16 protein-coding genes and 1 pseudogene are annotated in these 18846 nt (G+C 70.9%); 7 read left to right on the forward strand and 10 right to left on the reverse strand.

The window, feature by feature from the left end:
• Positions 1–23: 23 nt before the first annotated feature.
• Positions 24–287, reverse strand: coding sequence for a DUF5133 domain-containing protein (locus tag B9S57_RS06585; protein ID WP_103514585.1), 264 nt, complete (start codon positions 285–287; stop codon positions 24–26).
• Positions 288–482: 195 nt separating this feature from the next.
• Between B9S57_RS06585 and B9S57_RS06590 the strand changes: the two genes are divergently transcribed.
• The gene (locus B9S57_RS06590) at positions 483–1154 is read left to right on the forward strand and encodes a DUF998 domain-containing protein (protein ID WP_103514601.1); all 672 of its coding nucleotides are present in this window, start codon (positions 483–485) and stop codon (positions 1152–1154) included.
• A gap of 73 nt (positions 1155–1227) precedes the next feature.
• Here B9S57_RS06590 and B9S57_RS06595 read toward each other — a convergent pair whose 3' ends face one another.
• The 4 genes and pseudogenes from B9S57_RS06595 to B9S57_RS06610 form a co-directional block, all read right to left on the reverse strand.
• Positions 1228–2043 (reverse strand): SAM-dependent methyltransferase, encoded by an 816-nt coding sequence (locus B9S57_RS06595; RefSeq protein WP_103514586.1) that lies wholly within the window; start codon positions 2041–2043, stop codon positions 1228–1230.
• 225 nt (positions 2044–2268) lie between these two features.
• Positions 2269–3261, reverse strand: a complete 993-nt coding sequence (locus B9S57_RS06600; protein WP_103514587.1) for a polysaccharide deacetylase family protein — start codon at positions 3259–3261, stop codon at positions 2269–2271.
• A gap of 93 nt (positions 3262–3354) precedes the next feature.
• Positions 3355–4347 carry a glycoside hydrolase family 11 protein gene (locus tag B9S57_RS06605; protein ID WP_103514602.1) on the reverse strand — a complete coding sequence of 331 codons (993 nt, stop codon included), beginning with the start codon at positions 4345–4347 and terminating at the stop codon, positions 3355–3357.
• Between the two features lie 619 nt (positions 4348–4966).
• A pseudogene (locus B9S57_RS06610) lies at positions 4967–5435 on the reverse strand (potassium-transporting ATPase subunit C); the annotation flags it as partial.
• Between the two features lie 242 nt (positions 5436–5677).
• Between B9S57_RS06610 and B9S57_RS06620 the strand changes: the two are divergent.
• From B9S57_RS06620 to B9S57_RS06635, 4 genes are all read left to right on the forward strand, one after another.
• Positions 5678–6226 carry an AAA family ATPase gene (locus B9S57_RS06620; protein WP_258036256.1) on the forward strand — a complete coding sequence of 183 codons (549 nt, stop codon included), beginning with the start codon at positions 5678–5680 and terminating at the stop codon, positions 6224–6226.
• A gap of 94 nt (positions 6227–6320) precedes the next feature.
• Positions 6321–6890, forward strand: a complete 570-nt coding sequence (locus B9S57_RS06625; RefSeq protein ID WP_103514603.1) for a TetR/AcrR family transcriptional regulator — start codon at positions 6321–6323, stop codon at positions 6888–6890.
• A 46-nt stretch (positions 6891–6936) separates the two neighbouring features.
• On the forward strand, positions 6937–8124 hold the full coding sequence (locus tag B9S57_RS06630; protein WP_103514589.1) for a GDSL-type esterase/lipase family protein: 1188 nt from the start codon (positions 6937–6939) through the stop codon (positions 8122–8124).
• Positions 8125–8273: 149 nt separating this feature from the next.
• Positions 8274–10433, forward strand: a complete 2160-nt coding sequence (locus B9S57_RS06635; RefSeq protein ID WP_103514590.1) for a SpoIIE family protein phosphatase — start codon at positions 8274–8276, stop codon at positions 10431–10433.
• A gap of 56 nt (positions 10434–10489) precedes the next feature.
• Here B9S57_RS06635 and B9S57_RS06640 read toward each other — a convergent pair whose 3' ends face one another.
• From B9S57_RS06640 to B9S57_RS06655, 4 genes are all read right to left on the reverse strand, one after another.
• Positions 10490–11935: a glyceraldehyde-3-phosphate dehydrogenase gene (locus B9S57_RS06640; protein ID WP_103514591.1), complete on the reverse strand. Its 1446-nt coding sequence runs from the start codon at positions 11933–11935 to the stop codon at positions 10490–10492.
• A 206-nt stretch (positions 11936–12141) separates the two neighbouring features.
• Positions 12142–12384 (reverse strand): DUF6411 family protein, encoded by a 243-nt coding sequence (locus B9S57_RS06645; RefSeq protein WP_103514592.1) that lies wholly within the window; start codon positions 12382–12384, stop codon positions 12142–12144.
• Between the two features lie 151 nt (positions 12385–12535).
• Positions 12536–13075, reverse strand: a complete 540-nt coding sequence (locus B9S57_RS06650; protein WP_258036257.1) for a MarR family winged helix-turn-helix transcriptional regulator — start codon at positions 13073–13075, stop codon at positions 12536–12538.
• Between the two features lie 97 nt (positions 13076–13172).
• The gene (locus tag B9S57_RS06655; protein WP_103514594.1) at positions 13173–14540 is read right to left on the reverse strand and encodes an MFS transporter; all 1368 of its coding nucleotides are present in this window, start codon (positions 14538–14540) and stop codon (positions 13173–13175) included.
• A gap of 290 nt (positions 14541–14830) precedes the next feature.
• Between B9S57_RS06655 and B9S57_RS06660 the strand changes: the two genes are divergently transcribed.
• On the forward strand, positions 14831–16315 hold the full coding sequence (locus B9S57_RS06660; protein ID WP_103514595.1) for an aldehyde dehydrogenase family protein: 1485 nt from the start codon (positions 14831–14833) through the stop codon (positions 16313–16315).
• Positions 16316–16347: 32 nt separating this feature from the next.
• Positions 16348–17358: a VOC family protein gene (locus B9S57_RS06665; RefSeq protein WP_103514596.1), complete on the forward strand. Its 1011-nt coding sequence runs from the start codon at positions 16348–16350 to the stop codon at positions 17356–17358.
• Positions 17359–17375: 17 nt separating this feature from the next.
• On the opposite strand, the gene B9S57_RS06670 is transcribed toward B9S57_RS06665, so the two are convergent.
• Positions 17376–18596, reverse strand: a complete 1221-nt coding sequence (locus B9S57_RS06670; protein ID WP_103514597.1) for an IS110 family transposase — start codon at positions 18594–18596, stop codon at positions 17376–17378.
• Between the last annotated feature and the right edge of the window lie 250 nt (positions 18597–18846).

Here is an 18846-nt window from a genome sequence, read left to right on the forward strand (position 1 = left end):
GGGCCCCGCCCACCGGCGTCCGCTCATGCGGTCAGGAGGCCCTCGTCCTGCTGGGTGCCGACGGGCCGGTGCGGGCCCGGGGAGAGCGTCGCCCGCATGCCCAGCATCGAGTCCGCCACCTGGAGGGCCTGCCGGACGGCCTGCGTGCCGGTCATCACGCACAGGGTGTAGGCGGCGTCCTCCACGACCCGGGAGGTGACGTCGGTCGAACGGCGGGCGTCCTCGATCCGCGCGTCGGCATAGCGGGCCAGAGCCACTCTCAGGTCCTGAGGACTGGGTGTCAGCACAGCGGGTTCTCCTCTGGGTCGATCCACGTCCGGGGCGGTGCACCGGAGTACGGGCCGTCAGCCGGACGATCGGGCTGCGCGGTTCGCGTACCGCCATGTGATCCGGCGTCACCCGTCTACCCGCGCGCGAGCGGAGTACGCGCCCGCCTGCGTGTGCACGCGCGGTTGCCGGTCCGGGCGTTCTACCGTTCACCGATGCGATCTGTCCCCTGGTGGGTCCTGTTCTCCTCGGTGAGCGCCCCGATCCTCCTCGTCGGGGGCTGGGCGGTCTCGGCGGAGCTGCAGGGACCCGGCTACGACCCCGCGTCGGCCACGATCAGCATCCTGGCCGCCGACGGTGCTGGCGGGTACTGGGTGATGACGTCGGCGCTGCTCGCCCTCGGAGCCTGCCATGTGATCACTGCCTGGGGGCTGCACCCCGCCGCACCGTTCGGACGGGTGGCACTGGCCTGCGGCGGGCTCTCGGTGATGCTGCTGGCGCTGTTCCCGGCGCCGACCAGCGGTGGATCGTTCTCCCACGGCGTGGTCGTGGCCGTGGGATTCGTGCTCCTGGCCGTCTGGCCGGTCCTGGCCGTGCGGCGCGGCGCCGGCCCCCAGCGGATCACGTCCGTCGGCCGAGCCGGCCCGGGACCGGGGGCGGCGGCCCCGTTCTCCGGCAGGACGGCACCCTGGGGACTGCGGCCCGTGCCGTCCACGACGGCGACCGCGCTGATGTGGCTCGGCGGCGCCTGGTTCCTGCTCGCGCTGTTCCTGCTGGAGACCGCTGGGGCGGCCGAGCGGGTCATCACGTTCGCACAGTCGTTCTGGCCCCTCGTGGTGGCCGTCTCCTGCTTCCGCCACGTCCGCGACGAGGGACCCCCGGTCTGAGCCCTCCCGGACCGCCGTCCCCTGAGGGGACGACGGTCGGTCCGAGCGCCTTGAGGGAGGGCGCGGTGCGGGGCTACGGCTTGCGGCCGACCGCCACGTAGCCGGCGCTGATCACGTCGTCCTGGCCGGGGACCGGCTCACCGAGCCCGGGGTGCCACGCCTCGGCTGCCACGATGCCCGGCTCGACGATGTCGAGTCCGTCGAAGAAGCGCGAGAACTGATCACGGGTCCGGGGCGCCAGGGTCAGCCTGTTGGCCTTGTACATCTCGTCGACCTTGCGGGCCTCCGCCGGATGGAAGTCGGCGGTGAGGTGCGAGATGACGAGATGGCTGCCCGGCGCGAGCACCGTGGTCAGCCGGTCCACCAGCTCGTAGGCCCCGTCCTCGTCGCTCACGAAGTGGAGCAGCGAGATCAGCGAGAGGGCGACCGGCTCGCTGAAGTCCAGGGTCTTGCCCGCGTGTTCCAGGATGGCGTCCACGTCACGGGCGTCCGCCTGCACGTAGTCGATGGCGCCCTCCTCGGTGCCCTTCAACAGGGCCTCGGCGTGCGCCAGGACGATCGGATCGTTGTCGCAGTAGACGACCCGGGTGGTGGGTGCCGCCCTCTGGGCCACCTGGTGGAGGTTGGGCTCGGTGGGTATCCCCGTGCCGATGTCGAGGAACTGCCGGATTCCGTTGCCCGTGAGCCACCGGGTGGCGCGGTGCATGAAGGCCCTGTTCACCTTGGCCATGACCGGGACCCCGGGCTCGACGGCCAGCATCTGCCGGCCCAGAGCCTCGTCCACCGGGTAGTTGTCCTTGCCCCCGAGGAACCAGTCGTACATCCGGGCGGGATGAGGTCGGCTGGTGTCGATGCGCAGGGCGGGGGCATCGTTCTCCGGTCGGGACATGGCGAACTCCTGGGTGTGCGCGGCAGCGGATGATCAGCTTGCGAACAGGATAGGGAACGTGAGCGTCGATCACGTCGCCCGAACGCCAACTCATGTGCCACGAAAGGCGACTTCGCCGGTGATGTCCCCTACACGCCGATCCGACGGACCGGCGGCCCGGCCGTGCCTCCGGCGACCGGTGGGGACGGTGGGCAGGGCCTCCGTCCCCACCGGCATCCTGTCCGGTCAGCCGGTGGTGCAGGTGACGGTGGGCCAGGTCCAGTTGCCGTTGGCCTGGATGGTGGTGCCCCAGGTTTTGCCGTTGCCGTTGGGTTTCGCGGTGAGTACCTGTGCGCTGGGGTAGGTGGCGGTGGTGTTCCAGGTGGAGAGGACCTTGGCGGGGGAGGGGACGTTCATGGTGACGGTCCAGTTGCTGGAGCCGGTGACCGCGACGTCGAGGTTGTAGCGGTCGCTCCACCTCTGTCCCGCGGTCACGGTGGCGGTGCAGCCACCGGTTCCGCCGCCACCGGTGCTGCCGCTGTCCGGGGCGACGGCGCGCCCCGTCTGCGGGGAGATCATGCCGGCGCACAGCCCCCTGCTCGCCAGGCCCTGCGCGATGCGCGGGATCGCGGCGAGCGTGTTGGCGGGCCAGTCGTGCATGAGGATGATCTGGCCGTCGGTGAGCCGGGCGTTCGCCGCCACGATCGCGTCGGTGCTCGCGTTGTTCCAGTCCTGCGAGTCGACGTCCCAGATGATCTGGGTGAGGCCGTACTTGGCGGCGGCCGACCGCACCGTCGCATTGGTCTCACCGTACGGGGGGCGGAACAGCTTGGGCGTGCCCCCGCCGCCGGCGGCGATGGCCTGCTGGGTGCGGGAGAGTTCGGACTCGACCTGGGCCTGGCTCTGCTGGATCAGGTGCGGGTGGGTGTAGCTGTGGTTGGCGACCCACATGCCGGCGTCGACCTGTGCCCGGACCTGGGCCGGGTTGGAGGCGGCGTACTGCCCCTGGTTGAACATCGTGGCCCGCAGCCCGTTCTGCTTCAGGGCGTTGAGCAGGCCGGGCGTGCTGCCCGACGGGCCGTCGTCGAAGGTGAGTCCCACGTATCCGTTGCACGCGGCGGCCGAGACGGCGTGCGAGGGCGCGGTGTCGACGGCGACCGTGGCCGTGGCGGCCATCGCGGCGACGGCGAGCGCCGTGACCAGTGGCCTTGGGGAGGGACGGGGCGTGGTGATGCGCATACGGGTGTCCTTCGCGTCCTGGCGGATGGGGGAAACGGCTGGGTGCGGGGCGCCGGTGGACATGGACCGCCGCCCCGCGGATGCGCTGTCCGGTCAGCCGGTGGTGCAGGTGACGGTGGGCCAGGTCCAGTTGCCGTTGGCCTGGATGGTGGTGCCCCAGGTTTTGCCGTTGCCGTTGGGTTTCGCGGTGAGTACCTGTGCGCTGGGGTAGGTGGCGGTGGTGTTCCAGGTGGAGAGGACCTTGGCGGGGGAGGGGACGTTCATGGTGACGGTCCAGTTGCTGGAGCCGGTGACCGCGACGTCGAGGTTGTAGCGGTCGCTCCACCTCTGTCCCGCGGTCACGGTGGCGGTGCAGCCACCGGTTCCGCCGCCGCCACCGCCGCCGGAGGTGCCGCCCACCGTGATGGAGGAGCTTCCACTGCTCTGGTAGCCCTCGGTGGCCATGATCATGTAGTTGAAGGTGCCCAGGTTCATGCCGTTCCGGGCCCAGGCGTCGAAGTGGTTGCCGGTGGTGATCGTTCCGCCGGTCCGCTTCGACTGGCGGACGCTCCAGAACTGCTTGAAGGTGCGGGTGCCCTCGATCGAGGGTGCGTTGACGCGTGTCGTCTCGTAGATGTCGTACGTGCCGCCGTCGCTGGTGACGGTGCCCTTGAAGGTGCCCGTCGGGCGGTAGGTGCCCCAGTTGTCGACGATGTAGTACTCCACCAGCGGGTTCGTCGACCAGCCGTAGAGAGTCAGGTATGCGTTACCGGACGGATTGAAGGTGCCCGAATAGGTCACGCTCCTGCGTCCGCCGGTGCTCCACCCCTTGCCCGCGACGAAGTTCCCGGTGTTGCTCCAGGACGTGCCGTAGCCGCCACCGGAAGCGAGGTTCATCGAGACGGAGCCGGGGCTGTCGGTCCAGAAGGAGTAGTAGTAGCCGTTGTCGGTGCCGGTCTGATTCGAGTTGATGACCGTGTCGGCGCTTGCGGCGCCGGGCAGGGCGAACACGGCCACTGCGGCCATCGCCACGGCCAGGGCATTGCGGATGGACCGTCTGAACCGGCCGCGGGTGCGGCTCGTCGACTGTGCGGGTGCGTCGTTCATGTGCGTGCTTTCCTCCTTGTTCTCATGAGGCCGGGTGGGGTCCGGGCAGCGTGAGACGCCCTCTGCGGGGGTGTCGGTGGAGCAGGCGGTGACGGTGACCATGCGGAGACGTTGTCGCGCGGCCCGGCCGGACCGGACCGGTCGTCGCGTCCGGCGACCGGTCGGAGCACCGGTTCGGGTGGACCCGGATCGACAGTGGTTGAGGTCTGTCGACGGCGAACAGTGTTGAACCGGGCCGGTTGCGTGTCAATACTTTCGCCACGAATAACGAAAGCGTCGAACGGGCGCAGGAGTTGGCATCGAAGGATTCTGCCTGCTCATTGATGCGATGAACCGATCCGGCCGATCTCACGTGTGGAATGGTGAAGGATTCGGATCAGGAATCAGCGCATCGATTGTCGAAAGTTTCGAAGACTTTCGGCGGTGTTGCGTGGAGGGATGGTGGTGCGGTGAAGCGTGCCCGGCGCGGGGATCCGCCCGTCACTCCGTCGCTGACGGGGCCGGATGCCCACGCGCGTCGCGGCCGGGGAAGCGCTCGCCGTGTGCGGGTGAGCGGCTTCCCCGGCCGCGGAGGCGTGGGCACGCGGGCCGTGGACGAGCGGCGGGTCGGGGCCCGGGCTCAGCCCCTGCTCACGTGCCTGAGCGCGCTGTCGAGCTCCAGCACATTGACGCGGGGCTCGCCCATGAACCCGACGGCACGGCCCTCGGTGTGGTCGGTCACGAGCTTCGCGGCCTGCTGGACGGAGAGGCCGTTCCGTTCGGCCACCCGGTGGATCTGGAGCTTCGCGTACGCCGGGGAGATGTCCGGGTCGAGGCCCGGGGCGGAGGAGGTGACGGCGTCGGACGGCACGTCATCGGGCCGCACCGTGTGGCCGGGGTGGAATTGTCGGCCACGACCGCGGCCTTTGCGTCCGTGCCCCAGGCGACCAGGTCCGCGTCGTCCGCGGCGCGATTGGCGGCACCGGAGAGAATCAGCGCGTAGCGGAGGTTGACGCTGTTGCTGCCCAGGCCGTTCGAGGGGCGGGCCGGAACCACTTCAGGTCCGGCTTCGGTGCCTCGTCCGGGCCGTCGGGGTTCTGTCTCGGCAGGCTGCAGGCCCGTCCGGGCGCAGCACGTCGGCGAGCGTGTCCGCCGGTCCGGGAGCGTAGGGGAGTCTTCCCCGGCTGTAGTGGGCAGCCGTTTCGGCGAAGAGCGTGTCGTCCCGTTCCCAGCCGTCGGTCATCCAGTGCACGCCCTTCGTCCGGCACCTGACGAGGAGCCCTACCCTATGAGCACGGCTGCCGTCGAGGGCTCGTCCCGGCGCGTGGCGTTCGCGGACGGGAGGAACCGTGTGGACACCGGACCAGGGCCCTCCGTCGTTCTGATCACCGGTGTGATGGCCGCGGGGAAGTCGACGGTCGCCCAGCTGCTGGCCGAGCGTCTGCCCCGGGCGGCGCACGTGCGAGGCGATCTGTTCCGCCGCATGCTCGTCTCCGGCCGGGAGGAGCTGATGCCCGGGGAGACCGCGGAGGCGCGGGCCCAACTGGAGCTCCGTTACCGGCTTTCCGCGCTCGTGGCCGACGAGTACGTCCGCGACGGATGGACCGCGGTCATCCAGGACATCGTCCTCGGCGAGGATCTGACCCGCTACGTCGCCCGGGTGCGCGCACGCCCCCTGTACGTCGTGGTGCTCGCGCCCTCCACCGCGGCGGTGCGGGACAGGGAAGCGGCACGTCCGAAGACCGGGTACGGCGCCTGGACGGTCGAGGCCCTCGATCGCGATCTCCGTGAGGGGACGCCCCGCATCGGTCTCACGCTGGACACCTCGCGGCAGACACCGCAGGAGACGGTGGCGGCGATCCTGGCCGGTCTCCCCGAAGCCCGGATCCGCACGGACTGAGAGTTTTGCGGCACTCTCGGCTTAGGGGGATTCGGCATTTGCCTAAGAGTATTAGGTAAATGCATAATCGAATCTGCCGAAGGGGATGGTGGGCATGGCACGAGCAGGACTGACCGCGGAACGCCTGACACAGGCAGGAGCGGAACTGGCCGACGAGGTCGGCTTCGACAAGGTGACCGTCGCGGCGCTCGCCCGGCAGTTCGGAGTGAAGGACGCGAGTCTCTACTCGCACGTCAGGAGCTCCCAGGACCTCAAGACCAGGATCGCCCTGCTGGCCCTGGCAGAGCTCGCCGACCGTGTCGCCGCGGCCATGGCCGGGCGAGCCGGCAAGGACGCGCTGGAAGCCTTCGCGAACGCCTACCGGGACTACGCGAAGGAGCACCCGGGACGCTACGCCGCGGCACAGCTCAGACTCGACCCGGAGGCGGCCGCCGCCAGCGCCGGCGGCAGGCACGCCCGGATGACGCGGGCCATCCTGCACGGCTACGACCTGACGGAGCCGGACCAGACGCACGCGGTCCGGCTGCTCGGCAGCGTCTTCCACGGCTACATCAGCCTGGAGTCGGGCGGAAGCTTCAGCCACAGCGCTCCCGGCACGCAGGAGAGCTGGTCACGGGTCCTGGACGCCCTCGACGCCCTGCTGCGCAACTGGCCCGCGCCCTGACCGGCCGGCCCTCACCAGACACACACCCGGACGGACGTCGGAGAAGATGAGCCCCCACCCGCTGATGACCACCCCCCTCACCGGGGACCTCCTGCGCGGAGCCCTCGACCTGGAGCGCACCGAACACGGTCTGCTGCCGCACCGGCTGCCCGCCCGCGCCCGGGCCCGGAACACCGATGGCCAGCTGGCCATGGCGGAGGCCCAGCCCTCCGGCGTACGGATCGTCCTGCGCACCCGGGCCACCCTCGTGGAGCTCGACACGCTGCCGACCAAGCGGGTGTACGCGGGCGCGCCGCCCCGCCCGGACGGGGTGTACGACCTGCTGGTGGACGGCCGCCTCGCGGGCCGGGCCTCCGCGGACGGTGGCAACACCCTGACCATCGACATGGTCGCCGGAACCGCCGAGGTCAGGCCGGGCCCGGTCGGCACCGTCCGCTTCGACGGCCTGCCGGCCGAGCCGAAGGACATCGAGATCTGGCTGCCGCACAACGAGACCACCGAGCTGGTCGCCCTGCGCACCGACGCCCCCGTCGAAGCCGTCCCCGACCGGGGCCGCCCGGTGTGGCTGCACCACGGCAGTTCGATCAGCCACGGCTCCGACGCGGCGAGCCCCACCACCACCTGGCCCGCCCTGGCCGCGGCACTCGGCGGGGTGGAGCTGGTCAACCTGGGGTACGGCGGCAGCGCCCTGCTCGACCCCTTCACCGCCCGCACCCTGCGCGACACACCGGCGGACCTGATCAGCGTCAAGATCGGCATCAACCTGGTCAACACCGACGTGATGCGCCTGCGTGCCTTCACCCCGGCCGTCCACGGCTTCCTCGACACGATCCGGGAGGGGCACCCCACCACGCCGTTGCTGGTCGTCTCGCCCATCCTGTGCCCCATCCACGAGGACACCCCCGGCCCCAGCGCGCCCGACCACAGCGCCATGAGTGAGGGGAGGCTGAGCTTCCGGGCCGCGGGGGACCCGGCCGAGACCGCCGCCGGGAAGCTCACCCTGCGCGTCATCAGGGGTGAACTCGCCCGCATCGTCGAGCAGCGGGCGGCCGAGGACCCCCACCTCCACCACCTCGACGGCCGCGAACTCTACGGCGAGGACGACTCCACCGAGCTGCCACTGCCCGACGCACTGCACCCCGACGCCGCCACGCACCGCCGGATGGGCGAACGCTTCGCGCGACTGGCGTTCGACCCGGGCGGCCCCCTCGCGGGTGACGGACCGCGCCCCTGAGGGGCCTGGTCACGGGGGTGGGTCCTTGATGTGGCCGTGCGGATACGGGGGGCGGTTGAGAGCCCGGACGTACGAGGGCATTCTTGAACGAAAGCCGCACCAGCGTGCGTGGGCGGCCTGCCGAGGCGGGGAGGACCGGTGACCGGCCGATGACCACGGACGAGACGGGCCCCGCAGGCCGGCCCCCGGACGGACCGGAGCCCGCACCGGAAGCCGGGGGCGGCACCGGGCACGCCGGGGCACTGTCCGCGGAGGTCCTGGGCCGGATCCTGGAGCAGCTGCCGGTGCCGGTGGCGTACTTCGGCCGTGACCTGCGGCTCGCCATGGCCAACGAGGCCGCGTCCGTCGGCAGGACCGAGAAGTCCATGCTCGGACTCCGGCCCGGCGAGATCGAGCCCGGCATGTTCCTGGAGGGGGGCGAGGGCCTCTCCGATGCGCTCGACCGGGTGATGCGGACGGGCGAGGGCGCACCCTACGACGCCCACCTCGTGGTGGAGAACAGCGACCGCGTCTGGCAGCTGGCCCTGTCGCCGGTCAAGGACGCCACCGGCGAGGTCCAGGGCGTGTGCGTCGTGACGCACGACATGACCGACCAGTTCTGGGCGCGGAGGCGCCTGGCCGTGCTGAACAAGGCCGGCATGCGCATCGGCAGCACCCTCGACGTCGGGCGCACCGCCGAGGAGCTGGCCGAGCTCGCCGTCGAGGACTTCGCCGACCTCGTCACCGTCGACCTGCTCTCCGAGGTGCTGAGCGGGGGCGAAGTGCGTTCGGTGCAGCACGCCCACGCGATCAGCTTCGACCGGGTGGCCCAGCGGTCCGTCCTCGCAGGCTGCCCCGAGTCGGTCGTCCCGGTCGGAGAGACGCATGCCTACGACCGGGACTCCGTGGTGGCCCGCGCCCTGGTCCGCGGAGAGCCGATCCGCTTCGTCGTGGACCCGGAGACCCTGCCGAACTGGATGAGGAACGACCTCGATCGCCTGCGGACGATGCGCGAGCACGGCATCCATTCCGTGCTGGTGGTGCCGCTGAGAGCCCGGGGCGTCACGCTGGGCATGGCACAGTTCTGCCGCCACCGGACCCCCGGGGGGTTCGGCGCCGCGGATCTGCAGCTCGCCGCGGAGCTGGTCTCGCGGGCGGCCGTCTGCGTGGACAATGCCCGGCGCTACACCAGGGAGCGGACCACGGCACTGGCTCTGCAGCGCAGCCTGCTGCCGCGCCGGGCCGCCCGCCAGAGGGCCGTGGACGTCGCCGCGCGCTACCTGCCGAACACCAACGGCGCGAGCATCGGAGGGGACTGGTTCGACGTCATCCCCCTGTCCGGCGCCCGGGTCGCCCTGGTGGTGGGTGACGTCGTCGGCCACGGGCTCCACGCCTCGGCCACCATGGGAAGGCTCCGCACCGCCGTACGAACGCTCGCGGACGTCGACCTCGCCCCCGAGGAGCTGCTCACCCAGCTCGACGAGCTGGTGCTCACCCTCGAACGGGAACAGCCGTCCGACAGCTCCGAGGGCGGACAGGTCGCCGGTGCGACCTGTCTCTACGCCGTGTACGACCCGGCGACCGGGCGCTGCACGATGGCCGGCGCCGGGCACCCCGAGCCGATGGTGGCGCGCCCCGACGGCACGGTCGAACAGCTGTCGCTGCCCGCCGCCGCGCCGCTCGGTGTGGGCGGTCCCGGCTTCGAGGCCGCCGAGTTCGAGCTCCCCGAGGGCAGCCGGCTCGCCCTGTACACGGACGGCCTGATCGAGACCGCGGGCGGGGGCGCCGACACCGCCCGCGCCGGGCTGCGCGACCTCCTGGGCCGTCCGGCACACTCGCTCGAGGACACCTGCGACGCCGTCATGGACGCGCTGGCTCCCGAGCATCCGAACGACGACGTCGCCCTGCTGCTGGCCCGCACGCGGCGGCTCGACGCGGATCACTACGCCTCGTGGGACCTTCCCGCGGATCCGGCCGTCGTCTCGACCGCACGGAAGCGCGCTGCCGCGCAACTGGTCGAATGGGGCCTGGAGGACGCGGTGTTCACCACCGAACTGGTCGTCAGTGAGCTGGTCACCAACGCCATCCGCTACGGCGGCGATCCCATCCACCTCCGTCTCATCCGGGACACCGCGCTCATCTGCGAGGTCGTGGACGGCAGCAGCACCGCACCGCACCTGCGCCGCGCCCGGATCTACGACGAGGGCGGACGCGGTCTGCTGCTCGTCGCGAGTCTCACCGCACGCTGGGGCACCCGCTACAGCGGCACGGGCAAGACCATCTGGGCCGAACAGCCGCTGCCGGGCACGGAGGAGACGGACCCCGCCTGACGCGGAGGCCCGCCCCCCTGCGGCTCCCGGCGCGGGGAGCCGCAGGGGGACGCGGATCAGACCGCCGGGGCCGGGTACGTCGGGTACTCCACGCCGGAGACGTGCTGCACGACCCGGATGACCTGGGAGGAGTAGCCGAACTCGTTGTCGTACCAGAGGTAGAGGATCGCGTTGTCGCCCTCGACCTTCGTGGCGCCCGCGTCGACGATCGAGGCGTGGCGGGAGCCGATGAAGTCGCTCGACACCGCGTCGGGAGCCGTGATGAAGTCGATCTGGCGCCTGAGTGGCGAGGTCAGCGACACGTTGCGGAGGTGGTCGAGGACCTCCTCGCGGCTGGTGCCGCGCGCGAGCTGCAGGTTGAGGATCGCGATGGAGACGTCCGGCACCGGAACACGGATCGAGCTGCCGGTGATCTTCGCCTGGAGGCCGGGCAACGCCTTGGTGACGGCGGAGGCGGCGCCCGTCTCGGTGATGACCATGTTGAGCGGGGCCGAGCGGCCACGACGGTCCGAGTTGTGGTAATTGTCCAGCAGGTTCTGGTCGTTGGTGAACGAGTGGACGGTCTCCACGTGGCCGCGCAGCACACCGTACTCGTCCGCCATCGCCTTGAGCGGCGGGACGATCGCGTTGGTGGTGCAGGAGGCGCAGGAGATGATCTGCTCGTCCGGCTTGATCGTCTCGTGGTTGACGCCGTGCACGATGTTGGGGACGTCGCCCTTGCCGGGTGCGGTCAGGACCACCTTCGCGATGCCGGGGCGCAGGTGCCTGGACAGTCCCTCGCGGTCGCGCCAGCGGCCCGTGTTGTCGATGAGGATGGCGTCCTTGATGCCGTGCGCGGTGTAGTCCACCTCCGTGGGGTCGTCGGAGTAGATCACCTGGATCTCGTTGCCGTTGGCGATGATCCTGCTGTTCGCCTCGTCGACGGTGATCGTGCCCTGGAACTGGCCGTGGATGGAGTCGCGGCGCAGCAGCGAGGCGCGCTTCACGATGTCCTGTCCGGCGCCCTGGCGCACGACGATGGCGCGCAGGCGCAGCCCGTTGCCCGAGCCGGTCTTCTCGATCAGCAGGCGGGCCAGCAGGCGGCCGATGCGGCCGAATCCGTAGAGGACGACATCGCGCGACTCGCGGCGCTCCGTCTTGTTGGTGCCCGTCGCGCCGGCCACGGCCTCGGCCGTGAAGTCGTCCACCGACAGGCCGCGGTCGTCGCTCCGGTAGGTCGCGGCGAGCATGCCGAGGTCGATCTGCGACGGGCCGAGGTCGAGCGCGGCCAGAGCGTGCAGGAAGGGGAGGGTCTCGGTGACCGAGAGCTCCTCGCCGGCTATCTGCCGGGCGAACCGGTGGGTCTTGAGGATGCTGACCACCGACTTGTTCACCAGGGAGCGGCTGTGGATCAGGATCGTGACGTCCCGCTCCCGGTGCAGCTTCCCGATGAGCGGGATCATCGACTCCGCGATCTCCTCGCGGGTCTTCCAATTGGTGAACGAGTCCTCGGTGGCAGTCACAAGTCCATCTTTCGAGCTAGGCGGTGCTCATATGTTAACCGCACCGGAATCCGCTCGTTCAGCCGGTGCCGGTACGGGTGCGCAGGGCCCCGGCGGCCCGGCCCGCGGGAAGGAGCGCGCCCAGGGTGGCGATGATCAGGCCGCCGAGCGCCCACGCGCGAGCCCCACGCCCACCGTGCGTGTGCCGGTCGGGTGGGGCCGGGCGGTCAGAACGGGAAGCGGCTGCGGGCGCGGCGGCCGGCGGAGCCGCTGCTGCCCACGGCCTTGGAGCTGCTGCGGAACGGCTTGCTGAAGAGCCGGCCCAGGATGCCCGGCGCCTTCCCGCCGACACGCGAACCGACTCCGAGCGTTCGCTGGGTGCCACGTTCGGGGTGGCGGGACAGACGCGGCACGAAGAACGCGAGGACGGCCAGAACGACACAGACGGCGACGATACCGATAATCATCATGAAAGGCTCCCAGGGTCGATGTGCCCTGCCGTGTGCCCTCCTGGAGGACCGGTATGCGTCGCCGCTCCGCGCGCAGTCGCCGCACGGGCGGCCGGTGCGCCGTCCCTGGGGAGAGCCAGGTCCCGCAATGGCCGGAACCCGGCGGAGCCGGTCAGCCGGCGGCGCCCGCCCGCTCCTCGTCGGCGTCGAGGATCGAGATCTCCAGCTTGCGCAGCAGCCGCGCGAGCTGCCGGCGCTCGGAGGGGGACAGTCCGCCGAGCATCCGGTTCTCGTTGTCCAGGTGCTCGGTGAACGCCGTGTCCACCGTGGCGAGACCCTTCTCGGTGAGGCGGGAGTAGACGACCCTGCGGTCCTGGGTGTCCCGCTCGCGGACGATGAGTCCGTCCTTCTCCAGGCGGTCGATCCGCAGGGTCACCCCCGCAGACGACACCAGGCCCGAGTCGGCCAGCTGTCCCGCCGTCAGCCGGTAGGGCTCGCCCGACCTGCGCAGCGCCGTCAGGACGTCGAAACCCGCCACGGACAGGCCGTGCCGCTCGATCGATTCGGTGAGCCCCGTGCTGTAGCGGAGGAAGGAGCGGTGCAGCCGGGCGAGCACCTCGAGGGGGCTGGTGTCCAGCTCCGGACGCTCCCGCGCCCAGTCCTCGACCACCTTCGCCACGGCATCGTGGTCCGCGTGCCTTGACGCTGCCATCCTCATCCCCTCCGTACGGCTCGAGCCGGCGTCCCTCCGGCTTCTCACGGCACTGAGAATCTTACCGCTGAGGCGATGGGCGGCTCAGCCGCAGGTGTCAGGCGTTGAGTTCCTCCAGCGTCCTGCCCTTGGTCTCGACGGCGAACCACGCGATCACCACACCCACCGTGGCGATCACGGCGAGCTGCGCGAAGACCAGGGCCAGGCCGCCGCCCGCTCCGATGACCGCGCCGACGGCCACCGGGCCGAGAATGACGCCGAGCCTGTTCCACAGGCCGCCGAACGCAGCGCCCCTGGCCCGGTTGGCCGTGGGGTACAGCTCGGGGGAGTAGAGGTAGAGGCCCGCGTTGATCGCGTAGAGGAAGAAGGTGGTGCAGGAGGCGAAGACGGCGACCTGGCCGCCCGAGGTCGCGCCGGCGACCGCCAGGACGGCGAGCGAGAGCGTGGTGCCGACGAACGCGCCGATGAGGGCGGGCCTGCGGCCGATGCGGTCGATCAGCATGGCCATCACGAAGGTGCCGAGCAGGCCGGTGACGTTGCTGAGCAGGGTGAAGACCAGCGCCGTCGTGAGATCCAGTCCGAACTCCTTCGTGTAGAGGGACGGCAGCCAGGTGGAGATGCCGTGGTTGACGTAGTACGCGACGAACCACAGCCCCGAAAGAACCGCCGTGCGCCGCAGATAGCGTCCTCGGAACAGGTCCTTCAGCGTGCCTCTGGGCTCGTTCGGCCCGTCCGAGGACGGGACCGGCGCGGGCAGCTCCTCGGAGGTCGCGCGGGCGACCTCCGCCTCGATCCGGGCGACGGCCGCCTCGGCCTCCGCGCTGCGCCCGCGGGACAGCAGCCAGCGCGGGGACTCCTCGACGTGGCGGGGCAGCAGCGCGGCGATCACGACCGGCAGGGCGCCCACCAGGAACATCGCGCGCCAGCCGAAGGCGGGGACGACCCAGACGGCGAGGAGTGTGGCCGCCGCGAGCCCGGCGGGGAAGATCATCTCGTAGAGCAGGACGAAACGGCCCCGCTTGTCGGACCGGGCGATCTCGTTGATGTACGTGGCCGCGACGGGCACGACCCCGCCGATCCCGAGTCCCTGGAGGAACCGGAAGACGGAGAAGGTCTCGATGGTGCCGGAGAAGGCCACGGCAAGGCTGGCGAGGCCCGTGACGCCGACGCCCAGTGCGACGGTGCGCACCCGCCCGATGCGGTCGCCGAGCCAGCCGGCGGCCAGGGCGCCGAGCAGCATGCCGATCGAGGCCGAGGTGACGGCGAAGGTGGCCTGCCCGGTGGACAGGTTCCACTCCTTCATCAGGACGGGCAGCGCGGATGCGGCCAGCAGCTGATCGAACGCCTCGAAGAAGGTGACGGCGCCGATCAGGAACCGGACCTTGACGTGCCACCGCGAGTGCGGCAGTCGTTCGAGTCTCGCGGCAATGGAGCCGAGAGCGGGTTTGCCGGCCACAGTCGTCATGGAGGGTGTCCTTCCGCGGGCAGAGGGGTTCCGGAGACAGTAGGGGGGTTATATCTAAGCGGTCAATGGTTAAGAGCTTAGGAACTGTGCCCCCGGCGACCCGGTAGCCATCATCGACGCCACGGATCCTGTGCTCAAGGACTTCCTGGCGGTGATTTCACCTCGGGGTCTTGCGTCTAGAAACTTAAGCGCTTAGATTTCTAGTGCTTCGAGAGTTCAGTGCGGAGAGGCCGACGAGCCTGTCCGCGACCGGAGTTCACCCTCATCCCGCCTCGCCCGGAGGTCCACCCGTGCCGCAGTTCCCCACCGAAATCCTGATCGCGGGCCAGTGGCGGCGCGGTGCGGGCGAGCCCGTCGACACGATCGACCCGTCGACCGGGCGTGTGCTCGCCACCGTCCACTCCGCCTCGGCGGACGAGGTCGCCGAAGCCGCGGAAGCCGCGGCCCAGGCCGTGGCCGACCCGGCCTGGCGTGAGCTGCCCGCCCACGTGCGGGCGGGGCTGCTGCACCGGATCGGCGCGCTCACCGAGCAGGCCGCCGGCGAACTCTCGGCCCTGCAGACCGCCGACACCGGCAAGACCCTCGCCGAGACCAGGGCCCTCGCACTCAGCGCGGCAGGCACCTTCCGCTACATGGCTGCCGTGCTGGAGACGGCCGAGGAGTCGGTGACCCCGTCCCGGGGTGCGTACGTCACCGTGAGCACCCACGAGCCGATCGGAGTCGTCGGCGCGATCAATCCCTGGAACTCCCCGGTCGCCAGCGACGCGCAGAAGATCGCCCCCGCCCTCGCCGCGGGCAACGCGGTGATCCTGAAGCCCGCGGCCTGGACCCCCCTGGTCTCCCTGGCGCTCGGAAGGCTGATCTTCCAGGCGCTGGAGGAGTACCGGCTGCCGGTCGCGCTGCTGTCCGTCCTGCCCGGGAGCGGCCGGGTGGTGGGCGACGCCCTCGTGCGCCACCCGCGCGTCGGTCGTATCGGCTTCACCGGGGGTACGGAGACCGGCAGGTCCATCGCCGAGACCGCCGCCCGCAGGCTGGTCCCCGTCTCGCTGGAGCTGGGCGGCAAGTCCCCGACGATCGTGCGCGCCGACGCCGACATCGAACAGGCTCTGGCCGGTGTGATGTTCGGGATCTTCTCGTCCAGCGGGCAGTCCTGCATCGCGGGCTCCCGGCTCTTCGTGGCACGCGAGATCTACGACTCCTTCGTCGGCGAGCTCGCCCTGCGGGTACGGGCCCTGCGGGTCGGCCCCGGCACCGACCCGGCCACCCAGGTCGGCCCCCTGGTGCACCACCGCCACCGCGACTCCGTCGCCGCCTACGTCGACCTCGCCCGGTCCGAGGGTGCCCGCGTCCTCTGCGGCGGATCGGCGCCCGAAGGAGGGCTGTACGAGGACGGTGCCTACTACCTGCCCACCGTCCTGGACGGCCTGGAGAACACCTCACGCACCTGCCAGGAGGAGATCTTCGGTCCGGTCCTGGTCGCCCTGCCCTACGCCGACGAGGACGACCTGGTCCGCCAGGCCAACGACTCGGTCTACGGCCTCGCCTGCGGGATCTGGACCCGTGACCTGCGAGCCGCCGGTGCGCTGGCCCGCCGGATCGAGGCCGGAACGGTCTGGATCAACACCTACAAGCAGTTCAGTGCCTCCACCCCCTTCAGCGGGTGGAAGGCCAGCGGCCTCGGCACGGAGAAGGGTCGCGACGCCATCCGCGCCTACCAGCGCCAGAAGTCCCTGTACTGGGGCATCTCGGACCATCCGCTTCCCTGGGCCAACTGACCCGGCACGCCCGCCCGTCCTGGAGGGACCCCATGCATCAGCCACCGCCCGGTCCGATCGCCCGGCTCCGCTCGCTGCGCTACGTCGAGCTGCACACCCCGGCCTTCACCGAGGCCGCCGACTTCTACGAGGACGTCTGGGGTCTCGAGACCGTCGAGTCCGACACCGGTGCACGCTGGCTCCGCGGCACGAGCGACGAGCACCACGTCCTGCACCTCACCGAGCGCGACCGGGTCGGCCTCGGCCGGATCGCCTTCGCCGTCGCCACACCCGCCGAGGTCGACCGTGCGGCCCGGCAGCTCGAAGCCCGCTCGATCGTGCCCGTCACCGGACCCGGCCCGCTCGACCAGGCGGGCGGCGGCTACGGACTGCGCTTCACCGACCCCGAGGGCCGCCTCATCGAGATCAGCGCCCAGGTCGAGGCCGTCGCCCCGCGCGGCCGGGACGGGGCCGTGCCCGTGGGGGTCACCCACGCCGTGCTCAACACCACCGACATCGACGCCGCGGTCGCCTTCTACCGCGACGTCCTCGGGCTGCGCGTCTCCGACTGGTCCGAGCACCAAATGGCTTTCCTGCGCTGCAACAGCGACCACCACTGCATCGCCTTCAACCAGGCGGAGTGGACCTCGCTGAACCACGTGGCGTACGAGATGACCTCGGTCGACCACTTCATGCGGGGCCTGGGACGGCTGCGCCACCACGGGATCACCCCGCAGTGGGGTCCCGGCCGGCACGGCCCCGGGAACAACACCTTCTCCTACTTCACCGACCCGTCCGGACTGGTCTGCGAGTACACCTCCGAGGTCGCCCAGATCGTCGAGGACGCCTGGATCGCCCGGGTCTGGCGACGGGTCCCCGAGCTCTCCGACCTGTGGGGCACGGCCGGCCCGCCCTCGAAGGACATCCGCTGCAGCATGGCCGGCTCCCCGGACCCAGGCCCGCTCGCTCCCGTAGACGCCCCGGATCCCGGCCCGCCCGCTCTCCCCGACACCCAGGGTGCGGCCCCGCTCGCTCCCGTAGACGCCCAGGAGGCCACCGCATGAGTTTCCTGAGTCAACCTCTATGCCGCCAAGCCAGTGTCGGTGGTCGTGTTGATCTTGCCGTTGACCTGGTGGATGGCGGGGTCGTAGCAGGTGCCGTCGCGCCAGCAGGCCCACATCACGCGAAGCCAGGCGCGGGCCAGGATGCGGATGGCGTGGGGGTGTCGTTTCTGGCGGGCTCGGGCGTCGTTGTAGATTTTCGCGGCCCAGTCGCTGCCGTGCCGGCTGTTGTCGGCGAAGGCGGTCAGGGCGACGCGGGCTCTGCGGTTGGTCGCGAAGCGGAAGGCGACGGTGCGGGACTTGCCCGACGCTCGGGTCACGGGGACGACCCCGGCCTCGGCGATGAGCTGCTCGCTGGTGCGGGCGCGTTCCAGGAGCGGGCCGATCTCACCGATGATCTGGCCGAGGCTGACCCTGCCGATGCGCGGCATCGTCGCGAACAGCGGCGCGTAGGTGTGGGTTTCGACCGCCTCGGCGATGGTCTTGTCCAGCGTGCGGATGGTCGTGCGGATGCCCTTCACCAGCTGGACCTGGACCTGGACCAGCTGCTCGACGACTGCCTCGCTGAGGCGGGAGGCCGCCTTCGGGGCCGTCCGCAGGCGTTCGATCAGGACACCTCCGGGCTTCCTGCCGGAGTAGCCGTGGCGCTTGCACCAGGCTTCGAGGCGTCCGGCGGTAAGCCTCGCGGCGGAGGCCGGGGTGGGGTAGCGCTCCAGGAAGGCCATGGCGATGTCGCTGTCGAGGTTGGCGAACACGGCCTTGCCTCCGGGCCAGTGCATGTCCAGCAGCGCGGCAAGCTGGTTGACCGCCGCGATGCGGGCCTCGACGTGGTCGGCGCGGGTCCGGGTGAGGGCCTGCAGATCGAGGGTGGCCTGCTCGGTGGGCTCCAGCCGGGGCAGCAAGTGGCCGTCGGTGCGCAGGTAGTCGGCGAGTTTCATGCTGTCGCCCGCGTCGGTCTTGGCCTTGCTGGCGCCCCAGCGCGGGCGCATGGCGTGGAAGGCGTTGGGATGCACGGGCACCACCGGGTGGCCGGCAACCAGCAGCCGGTCCACGGCCAGGCCGCGGCTGGTCTCGATCATCACGGGCAGATCCGCCGGGGCTCCGTGCTTCCCCAGCCGGGCCAGGGTCCTGGCGAATCCCTCTTCGGTGTGGGCGAACTCCCACCGGTCCACGCGTTTTCCGGCGTCGTCCATGACGGTGACGTCATGGGTCTCGGTCGCCCAGTCCCATCCGATGAACACGAAAGAAGTACTCCTGTGACGTCGACGGAGCACCTGCCCGGTGGTGGTGAGGTCGTCTGCCGGGAGCTCATTAATCGGCCCTCTGCGGGGCGTGTCCCTGAAGCCGATCAGACGGCCTCGGCCCGGCGGGGCTGGCGGAACTCATGCTGGCCGTCGAACGGCTCGCACTACTGGCCATGCACCCACCGGGACCGAGAGGTCACAACCCTACCGAAGAGGGCTGCAGAAGGGATGGTCCTCTAATGAGCAC

This window comes from Streptomyces sp. SM10 (assembly GCF_002910915.1).
Classification (GTDB): Bacteria; Actinomycetota; Actinomycetes; order Streptomycetales; family Streptomycetaceae; genus Streptomyces.

Excerpts from the sequence above, each read along its gene's own strand:
- B9S57_RS06590 (WP_103514601.1), top strand. The coding sequence starts at position 483 with ATGCGATCTGTCCCCTGGTGGGTCCTGTTCTCCTCGGTGAGCGCCCCG.
- B9S57_RS06595 (WP_103514586.1), bottom strand. The coding sequence starts at position 2,043 with ATGTCCCGACCGGAGAACGATGCCCCCGCCCTGCGCATCGACACCAGC.
- B9S57_RS06600 (WP_103514587.1), bottom strand. The coding sequence starts at position 3,261 with ATGCGCATCACCACGCCCCGTCCCTCCCCAAGGCCACTGGTCACGGCG.
- B9S57_RS06605 (WP_103514602.1), bottom strand. The coding sequence starts at position 4,347 with ATGAACGACGCACCCGCACAGTCGACGAGCCGCACCCGCGGCCGGTTC.
- B9S57_RS06625 (WP_103514603.1), top strand. The coding sequence starts at position 6,321 with ATGGCACGAGCAGGACTGACCGCGGAACGCCTGACACAGGCAGGAGCG.
- B9S57_RS06630 (WP_103514589.1), top strand. The coding sequence starts at position 6,937 with ATGAGCCCCCACCCGCTGATGACCACCCCCCTCACCGGGGACCTCCTG.
- B9S57_RS06635 (WP_103514590.1), top strand. The coding sequence starts at position 8,274 with ATGACCACGGACGAGACGGGCCCCGCAGGCCGGCCCCCGGACGGACCG.
- B9S57_RS06645 (WP_103514592.1), bottom strand. The coding sequence starts at position 12,384 with ATGATGATTATCGGTATCGTCGCCGTCTGTGTCGTTCTGGCCGTCCTC.
- B9S57_RS06650 (WP_258036257.1), bottom strand. The coding sequence starts at position 13,075 with ATGGCAGCGTCAAGGCACGCGGACCACGATGCCGTGGCGAAGGTGGTC.
- B9S57_RS06655 (WP_103514594.1), bottom strand. The coding sequence starts at position 14,540 with ATGACGACTGTGGCCGGCAAACCCGCTCTCGGCTCCATTGCCGCGAGA.
- B9S57_RS06665 (WP_103514596.1), top strand. The coding sequence starts at position 16,348 with ATGCATCAGCCACCGCCCGGTCCGATCGCCCGGCTCCGCTCGCTGCGC.